At 62.7% G+C, this 10,007-nt stretch carries 14 protein-coding genes; 9 read left to right on the top strand and 5 right to left on the bottom strand.

Going from position 1 to position 10,007, the window contains the following annotated elements:
• On the bottom strand, nt 1–170 hold a 170-nt coding region (locus tag Q1V51_RS09075; RefSeq protein ID WP_300555551.1), incomplete at its 3' end, for an HU family DNA-binding protein.
• A 241-nt stretch (nt 171–411) separates the two neighbouring features.
• Here Q1V51_RS09075 and Q1V51_RS09070 point away from each other — a divergent pair.
• Nucleotides 412–579: a hypothetical protein gene (locus tag Q1V51_RS09070; protein WP_300555549.1), complete on the top strand. Its 168-nt coding sequence runs from the start codon at nt 412–414 to the stop codon at nt 577–579.
• 9 nt (nt 580–588) lie between these two features.
• On the opposite strand, the gene Q1V51_RS09065 is transcribed toward Q1V51_RS09070, so the two are convergent.
• Genes Q1V51_RS09065 through Q1V51_RS09055 form a run of 3 tightly spaced genes read right to left on the bottom strand, consistent with a single transcriptional unit; the run spans nt 589 to nt 2,163 of the window.
• A complete protein-coding gene (locus Q1V51_RS09065; protein WP_300555547.1) occupies nt 589–1,017 on the bottom strand; it encodes a PaaI family thioesterase in 429 nt (142 codons plus the stop codon).
• The gene (locus Q1V51_RS09060; RefSeq protein WP_300555545.1) at nt 1,017–2,012 is read right to left on the bottom strand and encodes an NADP-dependent oxidoreductase; all 996 of its coding nucleotides are present in this window, start codon (nt 2,010–2,012) and stop codon (nt 1,017–1,019) included. The genes Q1V51_RS09065 and Q1V51_RS09060 overlap by 1 nt, the downstream gene beginning before the upstream one ends.
• 19 nt (nt 2,013–2,031) lie before the next feature.
• Entirely contained in the window at nt 2,032–2,163 is a 132-nt protein-coding gene (locus tag Q1V51_RS09055) for a hypothetical protein (RefSeq protein WP_300555543.1), read from the bottom strand.
• A gap of 160 nt (nt 2,164–2,323) precedes the next feature.
• On the opposite strand from Q1V51_RS09055, the gene Q1V51_RS09050 reads away from it, so the two are divergent.
• The 8 genes from Q1V51_RS09050 to Q1V51_RS09015 all read left to right on the top strand — a co-directional run bounded on the left by Q1V51_RS09050 (nt 2,324) and on the right by Q1V51_RS09015 (nt 9,327).
• The gene (locus tag Q1V51_RS09050; RefSeq protein WP_300555542.1) at nt 2,324–3,253 is read left to right on the top strand and encodes a Gfo/Idh/MocA family oxidoreductase; all 930 of its coding nucleotides are present in this window, start codon (nt 2,324–2,326) and stop codon (nt 3,251–3,253) included.
• 51 nt (nt 3,254–3,304) lie between these two features.
• The gene (locus Q1V51_RS09045; protein WP_300555541.1) at nt 3,305–4,969 is read left to right on the top strand and encodes an NAD+ synthase; all 1,665 of its coding nucleotides are present in this window, start codon (nt 3,305–3,307) and stop codon (nt 4,967–4,969) included.
• A 99-nt stretch (nt 4,970–5,068) separates the two neighbouring features.
• Nucleotides 5,069–5,539 (top strand): hypothetical protein, encoded by a 471-nt coding sequence (locus Q1V51_RS09040; RefSeq protein WP_300555540.1) that lies wholly within the window; start codon nt 5,069–5,071, stop codon nt 5,537–5,539.
• On the top strand, nt 5,536–5,994 hold the full coding sequence (locus Q1V51_RS09035) for a hypothetical protein (protein ID WP_300555539.1): 459 nt from the start codon (nt 5,536–5,538) through the stop codon (nt 5,992–5,994). Before Q1V51_RS09040 ends, Q1V51_RS09035 begins: the two co-directional genes overlap by 4 nt.
• Nucleotides 5,995–6,221: 227 nt before the next feature.
• Nucleotides 6,222–7,565 carry a glutamate--tRNA ligase gene (gene gltX / locus Q1V51_RS09030; RefSeq protein ID WP_300555538.1) on the top strand — a complete coding sequence of 448 codons (1,344 nt, stop codon included), beginning with the start codon at nt 6,222–6,224 and terminating at the stop codon, nt 7,563–7,565.
• A gap of 294 nt (nt 7,566–7,859) precedes the next feature.
• Nucleotides 7,860–8,729, top strand: a complete 870-nt coding sequence (locus Q1V51_RS09025) for an alpha/beta hydrolase (protein ID WP_300555537.1) — start codon at nt 7,860–7,862, stop codon at nt 8,727–8,729.
• Nucleotides 8,730–8,740: 11 nt separating this feature from the next.
• Entirely contained in the window at nt 8,741–9,127 is a 387-nt protein-coding gene (locus tag Q1V51_RS09020; RefSeq protein ID WP_300555536.1) for a hypothetical protein, read from the top strand.
• Complete coding sequence (locus tag Q1V51_RS09015; protein WP_300555535.1) at nt 9,124–9,327, top strand: helix-turn-helix transcriptional regulator; 204 nt, start codon at nt 9,124–9,126, stop codon at nt 9,325–9,327. The genes Q1V51_RS09020 and Q1V51_RS09015 overlap by 4 nt, the downstream gene beginning before the upstream one ends.
• On the opposite strand, the gene Q1V51_RS09010 is transcribed toward Q1V51_RS09015, so the two are convergent.
• Complete coding sequence (locus Q1V51_RS09010; protein ID WP_300555534.1) at nt 9,324–9,884, bottom strand: TIGR00730 family Rossman fold protein; 561 nt, start codon at nt 9,882–9,884, stop codon at nt 9,324–9,326. The two genes, Q1V51_RS09015 and Q1V51_RS09010, sit on opposite strands and share 4 nt — an antisense overlap.
• Nucleotides 9,885–10,007: the final 123 nt, after the last annotated feature.

The following is a 10,007-nucleotide window of genomic DNA, read 5'->3' as shown; positions in this document are numbered from 1 at the left end:
GCTTCGCGGTGCTTGGCGTAGAAGGTGCCGAAGCCAGCGAGCTGAACGCTGTCATTGCCCTTCACGGAGCCGACGATGGCTTCGATAGCAGCGTCGACAGCGTCGCCTGCTTGAGCACGGGACAGGCCGGTTTTGTCGCTTACAGCTTTGGCCAGATCAGATTTGTTCATAGGGTTCCCCCCGGAGTTGTTCGCGGGTTTACGGAGACGGTCATCGTCGCCGCAACGGGCCGCGTATTCGTTGACGGGTAATGAAGGCCAAGATCGGCGATGGATTGCAAGCAATAACAGGCGAATCGGCCCCGATTTGCTGCTTTTTTCTCTGCAAAACCCCGGATTTCGGCTTTCGGCGCGGCTTTTGCGGTCATTTTCCCCTATGTTTCATAGTGAACCGCCTCTTGAGGAGGACTTCGTGATTCGTCCGATTCGCATGCTGCCCTTCGCCCTTACAGCCGGTTTGGCGGTCTATGGTATTGCCTGGACCGTGGGGGCCGGCGCAACGCTCGCGCCGCTCTTTGCAGCCATTGCGGGCGGCTGGACGCTCGGGCGGCTAATGCGCCGCCCGGAGCAGGACGCCTAGACCACGTCTCTAGCTCGCCTGGGGCCAGAGGATCATCTGGGTGCAGCGGAACAGCGCGACGCGCTTGCCGTCGCTTTCTCGTACCGCTTCGGCATCCCAGACCTGGGTCGAGCGCCCGATATGCTGCGGCCGGGCGATGCCGACAAGCGCTCCCTCGCGCGCTGTGCCGAGGAAATTCGATTTCAATTCCACCGTTGTGAAACCGTTTGCGCCTTCTGGCAGGTTGGCCATGGTGCCATAGCCGCTCAGGGTGTCGAGCAGACCAACGACCGTGGCGGCGTGTAGGAAGCCGTTGGGCGCCAGCAGCTCCTCGCGGACGGCGAGACGGCCATGGATCGCGTCGCGACGGGTCTCGTCGAGGATTTCCAGACCCAGAAGCCCGGGGAGACGTCCATCTCCCCGGGTCTTGAGTGATTGTAGCGAAACCGGTCCGGCCACTAGATCTTGACCAGCATCTTGCCGGTATTCTTGCCTTCAAACAGGCCCATGAACGCGGCCGGGGCAGCCTCAATGCCTTCAACCACGGTCTCGGCTGGCTGGATCTTGCCCGCCATCATCCATTCGGTCAGGTCCTTGACGAATTCCGGCTGGATATCGAGGTGATTGGAGACGATGAAGCCTTCGATCTTGAGCGACTTGCCGACCATATAGACGAGATTGTCGGTGATCTGGGCCTGGGCGGTGTCGTTATAGCGCTGGATCATGCCGCAGGCGGCGATGCGTCCGAACTGTTTCAGGTTCTCCAGTGCTGCAGTGAAGTGGGCCCCGCCGACATTTTCGAAATAGCCGTCAATCCCGTCCGGGGCGGCTTCGCGGATGGCCGCGGTGAGATCGTCGGTCGCCTTGTAATCGATCGCAGTATCCGCGCCGATGGATTTGACATAATCGCACTTGTCCTGGCCGCCGGCAGTGGCAATGACCTTAGCGCCCATGGCCTTGGCAAACTGGATGCCGGCGGAACCGACAGCCCCGGCGCCGGCCGACATCCACAGGGTTTCGCCTTCCTTCAAGCCGATAATGCGCTTGATGCCGACATAGGCAGTCAGGCCGGTCAGGCCCGCAATGCCGAGATAGGCTTGCGGCGGCAGGATGGAGGTGTCGATCTTCATCAGGCCTTCGCCCGGTGCGGTATAGCCCTCACGCCAGCCATGCATGGACATGACATGGTCACCCGGCTTGAGGCCGTCGAATTTGCTCTCGACCACTTCGCCGACGGCGCCGCCATCCATCACCGCACCGATCTGGAACGGGTCGATATAGGTACGAACACCGCTCATGCGCCCGCGCATATAGGGATCGACCGAGATGTAGAGATTCTTGACGGTTACTTCGCCGTCCTTGGGGGCGGGCAGGTCGGTCTCGACAACGGAGTAGTTCTCCGGCTTCGGGGCGCCTTGCAGGTAAGCATTGAGATGGATTTCGCGGGATTTCATGGGACCAACTCCGTTGTGTTTATAGATTGGCGATAAGGGCGGCCGCGGACGGGCCGAACATGCAATCGAGCGCGTCGCGCGACGTGTTATCGCGCGGTCCATTATCGTGTGCATCGGCCGCCTGGTCGTCGCCGGATCCGGACCCGCTCATTTTGTCTCCCCTTGGAGCGCGTACTCTAGTCTTCACCTAGGCCGGTGCAAGCAGGTGGGGTGCTGTTCGCTGCAATGCGCGGAAACAAGAGGTGATGCATGCGCCGCTTGATTGTCCGGGCCGTGCCTTTAGGAACGCGGCCAAGATTGCGGGGACTGTCATGTCGAGTGAAAGCAAGCGTTTGAAAGCCGGTGTCGTCGGAGCGGGTGTGTTCGGTGGGTTCCATGCCTCGAAATATGTGGGCCATGCGCGCACCGAATTCATGGGCGTATTCGACCCGTCCCCCGCTGCGGCCAACGCCCTGGTCGAACAGCATGGCGGTAAGACCTATGACACGCTGGAAGCCCTGATCGCCGATTGCGATGTGATCACCGTGGCCTGCCCGGCCGTGCATCACTTCGCGGCCGCCGCCGCCGCGCTGGCTTCGGGCAAGCATGTGCTGGTGGAAAAGCCGATCGCCTCGACAGTGGAGGAAGCGCGCGAGTTGGTCTCGCTGGCGTCTTCTCATGGCTGTGTTCTCCAGGTCGGCCACCAGGAACGTTTCGTCTTCCAGGCCATGGGCCTGCTCTCCGTGCCGGAGACCCCCAAAAAGATCGTGGCCCGCCGTATGGGACCCGCCTCCGAGCGCAATCTCGACGTCTCCGTCACGCTGGACCTTATGGTTCATGATCTCGACCTGGCGATCGCCCTGGCCGGCGCCGCTGTCACCTCGGTTGAGGGTGAAGTGGATGAAGGTCGGCATGGTTCGCCGGACATCGCCAAGGCTGTGCTGACATTTGAGAATGGCTGTGTCGCCGAGCTGATCTCCAGTCGGGTGCATCATGAGCGCGATCGTAAAATGCATGTCGAATATGAAAACGGCACGCTGGATATCGATTTCATCGCCAAGACCTTCGAGAACACCACTCCATACGAGCTCAACGCTGGTTTTGCCGACACCCCGACAGCGAGGGATTCGCTCGGCGCCAATGTCGATGCCTTCATCGCCTCTGTGCTGGACGGCGCTCCGGTCGTGGTCCCCGGGATCGCCGGGCTGCGGGCGCTTGATGCGGCCCGGGCCATTGACGGTGAGCGGCACTACGGCGCCTGAGCGCGACGCTCGCCTCTTGCCGTTACCGGTGGCTGGGTCTAAGTGCGCAGCATGACCGACCGTCTCAAGATCGTATCCGCCCAGCTCAATCCCGTTGTCGGCGATGTCGATGGCAATCTGGCGCGCGCCCGCGCCGCCCATGCCGATGTCCGCGCCCGCGGTGCCGACCTGATCATCTTCCCCGAGCTGTTTCTTCTGGGTTACCCGCCCGAGGACCTGGTCCTCAAGCCGGCGGCCGTTGCCGCCTGCCGCCAGGCCGTCGAGGCTCTGGCACCGGAAACCCGCGAGGGGCCCGCGATCATTATTGGCGCGCCCTGGCAGGAAGCCGAGGGTCTCTACAATGCGGTCCTGGTGCTGGATGAAGGCCGTATCTTCGCCAAGCGCTTCAAGCACGACCTGCCCAATTACGCCGTCTTCGACGAGAAGCGAGTGTTCACCGCCGGTCCGATCCCGGACAATGTTGAATGGCGCGGTCTTCAGCTCGGCCTGCCAATCTGCGAGGATATCTGGCACTCCCACGTGCCCGAAGCGCTGATCGCCAAGGGCGCCGACTTTTTCATCTCCATCAATGGCTCACCCTGGCGCCGCACGATCGAGGCGGAGCGGGCGGAGGCCTTCACCAGCTGGTTTGACCGCTGGCAGGGCGGTAAGGGGCTGATCTTCGTCAACCAGATCGGCGGCCAGGATGAGCTGGTCTTCGATGGCGCCAGCTTCATCCTCGACAGCCAGGGCCATGAGGCCCAGCGCCTGCCGGCCTTTGAAGAATGTCTGGATTGTTTCGACTGGGTCCGGACCGAAAACGGTTGGGGGGCGGAGAACGCCACGAAGGCCGCCAAGATCACCGGCCTGGAAGCGGACTGGCGTGCCATGAGCAAGGCGCTTGGCGATTATGTCGACAAGGCCGGCTTCCCCGGCGTCGTTCTGGGCATGTCCGGCGGTGTCGACAGCGCGATTTCTGCCGCGATTGCCGTCGATGCGCTAGGGCCGGAGCGGGTCTGGGCGGCAATGATGCCGTCCAGATACACCTCGCAGGAAAGCCTGGAAGACGCCAAGGCCTGCGCCGAGCGGCTTGGCGTGCGCTATGACATCATCGATGTCGAGCCGACGATCGAGAGCTTCGGCTCCGTCCTCGCGCCACACTTCGATGGCATGGAGGCGGATGCCACCGAGGAGAATATCCAGTCGCGTGTGCGCGGCATGATCCTGATGGCGCTGTCCAACAAGTTCGGCCCGATGGTGCTGTCGACTGGCAACAAGTCGGAAATGGCCGTCGGCTACGCCACCCTCTATGGCGATATGAATGGCGGCTACAACGCGCTGAAGGACATCTACAAGACGGAAGTCTTCGCCCTGTGCCGCTGGCGCAACGGGATCGAAACACCGGTCGGGCAGGGGCCAGTCGGGGAGGTCATTCCCGAGCGCATCATCACCAAACCGCCGAGCGCGGAATTGCGTGAGGACCAGAAGGACCAGGACAGCCTGCCGGACTATGACGTCCTCGACGCCATCCTGCATGGCCTGATCGAACAGGAACTCGGGGCCGAGGAACTGGTCGCCCAGGGGCATGATGCCGAGACCATTCGCCGGATCGAGAACCTCTTGTACTTCGCCGAATACAAGCGCCGTCAGGCACCGCCGGGCGTGAAGATCAGCCGCAAGAATTTCGGCCGCGACCGCCGCTATCCGATCACCAACCGCTTCCGCGCCAGCAAGTAGTCAGCCTGGGCACACCGAGGTGCGTCAGCCTGCCTCATGGCGCAAGCTGTAAATTCCGATATTTCTGTTTACACAGAAATTAAAGAAATGGAGGCTGTGATGACAACCCAGGCACTGGTTCCCGTAAACGCGACGCTCCGCGGAGCGGCCGATCCGGTCTTGCGCGCTTTTGGCGCCTGGTTACTGGCTTGTCTCGTCGCCGCTACAACCCTGGTTCTCGTCTTCCTGGTCTACGCTCTCACGGTCGATGCCCTGGATAACGGCTTCGCCTTTGACCCAGGCGCCATCGCCGGCGGTTTCATGATCACCGCGATCGGGGCGGCCTTTGTCGGTTTCTATGTCGTCGTTCTCACAGCTCTGCCCTGGCTCGGACTGGTCTGGCTGGCCAAGCTGACCGGGCTGCATCGCGGTTTTGCCGACATGGTGCTCGGCGCCCTGATGGGCGGCGCACTGATCCAGCTTATGATCAACCCGCTGGGCACTGGCGGCGAGCCCATGATCCTGCTCTTCGCGGCGGCGGGGGCCGTTGGCGGCCTGACCTATTGGAACGCAGCAGGGAGGCCGAAATGACCGCGCTTGCCCTGCAACAAACCGCCCATCAGCCAGGCCCAATGCCTGCAGCACCGGCCGGCCCGGTGCGGGCCTGGCTCATGGGGTGTGCTGCGACGGCTCTGACAGCCTATTGGGCCATGGGGGTGATCTTCCTGGCCCGAGGTGAGGGCGGTGTCGCCGGCTTCCTCTGGCAACTCCTCGCCATGCTGCCCCAGGCCGTCGCCATCGCCTTGCTGGCCGCCTTCCTGACCAGCGTGCCCATGCCGCTACTGGTCATGCTCGAACGCGCCCTGAAATGCCGCCGCGGCCTGACCGATGCGGTGATCGGTGCAGGATTGGCAGCAGGGTTTGCGCAGCTCTTCGGTGCGCCGGTTTTGGCCGGGGCAGAGGGGCAGGGGCTCACGGCCATGACCGCGCTGTGCGGCGCCATGGGCGGGCTGACCTACTGGCTGGCTGCGGGGCGTCCCAACTAGCGCCGGGCTCCCCCGCGGGCGGGGGAGCTGGGCTCGAGGCCGGAAGGGCAAGGTATAGTGCTTGTCCTCGCTGCCCCCCTCCGTCCCTTCGGGACACCTCCCCCGTCCACGGGGGAGGCCGGCGTGAGCCAAACGAAGACTCACAAGCCGCCACCGCCGCACAAACTTGCCCTTCGCCCCCGCGCGGAGTAAGCCACGGCCTCCCTTATTCGCAGGCCTGATTTCCCATGACCAAAGTCCGTTTTGCTCCCAGCCCGACCGGCAAGCTTCATGTCGGTAATGTGCGCACCGCGCTGTTCAACTTTCTTTTCGCGCGCAAGGCGGGCGGGATTTTTGTGCTGCGGATCGACGATACGGATGTCGAGCGTTCGACCCGGGAATATGAGGACGGCATCCGCACCGATTTGACCTGGCTGGGTCTGAAATGGGACGAGACCTTCAAACAATCCGAGCGTTTTGACCGCTATGCCGCAGCGGCTGAAGAACTCAAGGCCAAGGGCTTGCTCTATGCCTGTTATGAGACCGGTGATGAGCTCGAGCGCAAGCGTCGCCTGCAAATGGCCAATGGCCGTCCTCCGGTCTACGACCGTGCCGCGCTGGACCTCACGGACGCCGAGAAGGCCGAGCTGGAAGCGGAAGGCCTCAAGCCGCACTGGCGTTTCAAGCTGTCGGGCAATCCGGTGCAGTGGGAGGACATGGTGCGCGGTCCGGTCTCGATCGAGACGTCCTCGCTCTCCGACCCGATCCTGATCCGCGAGGATGGCAGCTATCTCTACACCCTGCCGTCGGTTTGCGACGATATAGACGCGGAAATCACCCACATCATCCGCGGCGAGGACCACACCACCAATTCCGGCGCCCAGATCGAGATTTTCGAAGCGCTGGGCGGTTCCGCTCCGGTGTTCGGCCACCAGGCCCTGCTGGTCGGCGCCGATGGCGGCAAGCTGTCGAAACGCCTCGGTTCGCTGTCCATGGAAGATCTGCGCGAGGTCGAGGGATTTGAAGCCATGGCGGTCAATTCGCTGCTGGGCCGGATCGGTACCTCTGACCCGGTCGAGCCGTTCATGGCGCTGGAAGACCTGCTGGAAGGCTTCTCGCTGAGCAAGCTGACCCGCTCGCCGGCGCGTTTTGATGCGGAAGAGCTCGCCCGTATCAACGCCAAGATCCTGCACGAGACCGGCTATGACGCCGTGCGCGACCGTCTGGGCGCGATGGAAGCCGATGCCGGCGAGGCAGTCTGGGCGGCGGTACGGCCGAACCTGGAACGTTTGCGTGATGCCCGTGACTGGGCGGTGCTGGTCAATGGTCCGGTGACGCCGGTGATTGAGGATGACGATCGCGAGTTTACGGCCGAGGCGGCTGCGGCTCTGCCCGAGGGCGAGCTCGATGAGAGCAGCTGGGGCAACTGGACCAGCGCGCTGAAAGAGGCGACCGGCCGCAAGGGCAAAACCCTGTTCATGCCGTTGCGTCACGCCCTGACCGGCCAGCCGCGCGGCCCGGAAATGGCGGTGCTGCTGCCGCTGATTGGCCGCGAGAAAGTCATTGCCCGCCTGAACGGCGAGGCCGCCTGACGGCTCATCGCGAGCACATTACAGAGACGGCTTTCGCAAACTCCGTGGACCGGCCGGTCCGCGGAGTTTTGCGTTCTGGGCGGCCACAAATCACTGAAATCCTGAAAATGTGTCGAGTAAGGCAGATAAAAAGTCAGGAGAACTTGACATTCACCTCTCCGAGTGTCAGGTTAGCATGACATTAAGTCGTGCATGTCAGACAAGGAGACAGGCCATGTGCAAGGACAAACCGATTTCAGCCGGCGTCTGGGTCGCCATCATCATTTCCATTCTGGTCGGAACGGGAGTGATCTCATGAACCTGCAATTCCTGACCGCTGGCGTGGTGGCCGCAGCGTCGCTGCTGATCCAGGCCGAGGCCGAGGCACAAACCCGTTTCGAGGTTGCCCGGGCGGGTGATGTCGAGGCGCGCAGCGTGGTCTTCATTCCGGGGCTGGCCACCCCCGGGGAGGTCTGGACCGATACGGTGGCGTCGCTCGGCAATACAGTTGATGCCCACATCATCACCGCCGACGGTTTCAGCGGGCCGGCCCGGGTCAGCGACGGTCCCTTTGTGGCGCCCGTCGCCGCCGAGCTGGCGGATTATCTGGAGCAGGAAGGACTGCAGGACGTGGTCCTGGTCGGTCACTCCATGGGCGCGCAGATTGCCCTTCAGGTTGCCGCCCAGGCGCCGGGCTCGGTTGATACCGTCCTCGTTGTCGACAGCGTTCCTTTCTTCGCCCGCCTGTTCAACGCCGTCGCGACACCGGAGCAGGCGGCTCAGATGGGGCAGCAGATGCGCACCCAGATGGAGGCTATGACGCATGAGCAATTCATGGCCATGTCGCGCCAGGGTATTGCGATCCAGGCCATAGCGTCAGAGGACCAGGCGCAAATCCTTGAATGGATGAGCGCGGCCGATCAGGGTGCTGTGGCGCGGGCGATGGGCGAGGTGTCCGGATCGGACTTCTCAGCTGTCCTCCATGAGGTCGATGCAAAGATCACCGTATTGGCGCCCTGGAGCGAAGCCTCGCCGGTCCCGGCTGATGTGATTGCCGGCATGTATGAGCGGCAATACCCGGTAGAAAATGCGAGCGTGCACATGATCGCCGACTCGCGGCACTTCATTATGCTCGACCAGCCGGAGGCCTTCATGGGCATGCTGCGGCAAGAGCTGGCGGACTAGGGGAGGGCGATATGCCGTTCAACACACGACGATATCTCGTTCATTTCGGTGGTGCGATGGCCGTCTATACGGTCGTGCTCATCCTTTCGGTGATTGCGCTGGACCGCTTCGACCTCTCCGTGCCCGCCGCGGCCGCTGTGGCCCTGGCCCCGGTCATCCCGGTGCTCTACGCCTTGCATGCGTTTATCGTGGCGTTCAGGCAGGCCGACGAGTTTCACCGCCGGGTGATCAGCGAGGCGATAATCTGGGCGGCCGGCCTGGTCGGCTTCGTCAGCTTTGCCTGGGGTTTTCTCGAAGTGGCTATCGAGGTGCCGCGCATTCCCTATCTCTGGGTGCTGCCGGCGCTGATCGGGACTTACGGGATTATGCAGACCATTCTCTACCGGCGGCTGAAATGAAGAACCGGCTGAGAGTTCTTCGCGCGGAACGCCGCTGGAGCCAGGCCGAGCTGGGCGAGCGGGTCGGGGTGTCGCGACAGGCCATCAATGCGGTGGAAACATCCAAGCACGACCCGTCGCTGACCCTGGCCTTCGCCCTGGCTGAAGCCTTCGAGTTGAGGATCGAGGAGGTCTTCGACCCCAAGGGCGAGCCGGACTAGGTCTGAGCCGGCGCCTTTTGCAGCAGCAGGTCGATGGCTTTTTGCGGGTCCGCTTCCAGCACGATGTGATCGGCGATGGCCTGCGGCGAGAAGCCTTCGGTCACTGTGTGCTCGAGCAAGTGCATGAAGGGCTGCCAGAAGCCGTCAATGTCGAGAAAGACAATCGGCTTGTCGTGCAGCCCCAATTGCTGCCGCGAGACCACGTCGAAGACTTCTTCCAGCGTACCTGTACCGCCGGGCATGATCAGGTAAGCATCTGATTCGTCAATGAGTTGCTGTTTGCGCTCGGACATGGTCTCGACGATGCGGACCTCCACGCCATCGAGATGACCCTCCCGCGCAATAAGAAATCCGGGGATAATACCGAGCACGTCGCCGCCCTTCGCCGCGGCGGTCGAGGCGGCCACGCCCATTAGGCCGACATCGCCGCCGCCATAGACGAGGCGGGCCCCGGCTGCAGCGATAGCTTGCCCAACTGCCTCGGCTGCGAGTTCATAGCTGGTGCGCTCACCCAGTCTTGAACCGCAAAAGACACCGATCGACCTTAGTTTCGCCATTGAAGCATCGTCCTTGTTTGCATTCTTGGGTGGGAATGGTATTCGCCGAAAGCCGTCGGCGCGAGGTTTGCATCACGCTCAGTCCGATCTGAATGCAGTTTCGCTTTCTCGACGGTAAGACAC

The organism is Maricaulis sp., assembly GCF_030149235.1.
Taxonomy (GTDB): Bacteria; Pseudomonadota; Alphaproteobacteria; order Caulobacterales; family Maricaulaceae; genus Maricaulis.
This window is presented reverse-complemented; position numbering and strand designations above follow the sequence as displayed.

Excerpts from the sequence above, each read along its gene's own strand:
- Q1V51_RS09015 (WP_300555535.1), top strand. The coding sequence starts at position 9,124 with ATGAAGAACCGGCTGAGAGTTCTTCGCGCGGAACGCCGCTGGAGCCAG.
- Q1V51_RS09035 (WP_300555539.1), top strand. The coding sequence starts at position 5,536 with ATGACCGCGCTTGCCCTGCAACAAACCGCCCATCAGCCAGGCCCAATG.
- gltX (WP_300555538.1), top strand. The coding sequence starts at position 6,222 with ATGACCAAAGTCCGTTTTGCTCCCAGCCCGACCGGCAAGCTTCATGTC.
- Q1V51_RS09050 (WP_300555542.1), top strand. The coding sequence starts at position 2,324 with ATGTCGAGTGAAAGCAAGCGTTTGAAAGCCGGTGTCGTCGGAGCGGGT.
- Q1V51_RS09025 (WP_300555537.1), top strand. The coding sequence starts at position 7,860 with ATGAACCTGCAATTCCTGACCGCTGGCGTGGTGGCCGCAGCGTCGCTG.
- Q1V51_RS09040 (WP_300555540.1), top strand. The coding sequence starts at position 5,069 with ATGACAACCCAGGCACTGGTTCCCGTAAACGCGACGCTCCGCGGAGCG.
- Q1V51_RS09010 (WP_300555534.1), bottom strand. The coding sequence starts at position 9,884 with ATGGCGAAACTAAGGTCGATCGGTGTCTTTTGCGGTTCAAGACTGGGT.
- Q1V51_RS09045 (WP_300555541.1), top strand. The coding sequence starts at position 3,305 with ATGACCGACCGTCTCAAGATCGTATCCGCCCAGCTCAATCCCGTTGTC.
- Q1V51_RS09055 (WP_300555543.1), bottom strand. The coding sequence starts at position 2,163 with ATGAGCGGGTCCGGATCCGGCGACGACCAGGCGGCCGATGCACACGAT.
- Q1V51_RS09020 (WP_300555536.1), top strand. The coding sequence starts at position 8,741 with ATGCCGTTCAACACACGACGATATCTCGTTCATTTCGGTGGTGCGATG.
- Q1V51_RS09060 (WP_300555545.1), bottom strand. The coding sequence starts at position 2,012 with ATGAAATCCCGCGAAATCCATCTCAATGCTTACCTGCAAGGCGCCCCG.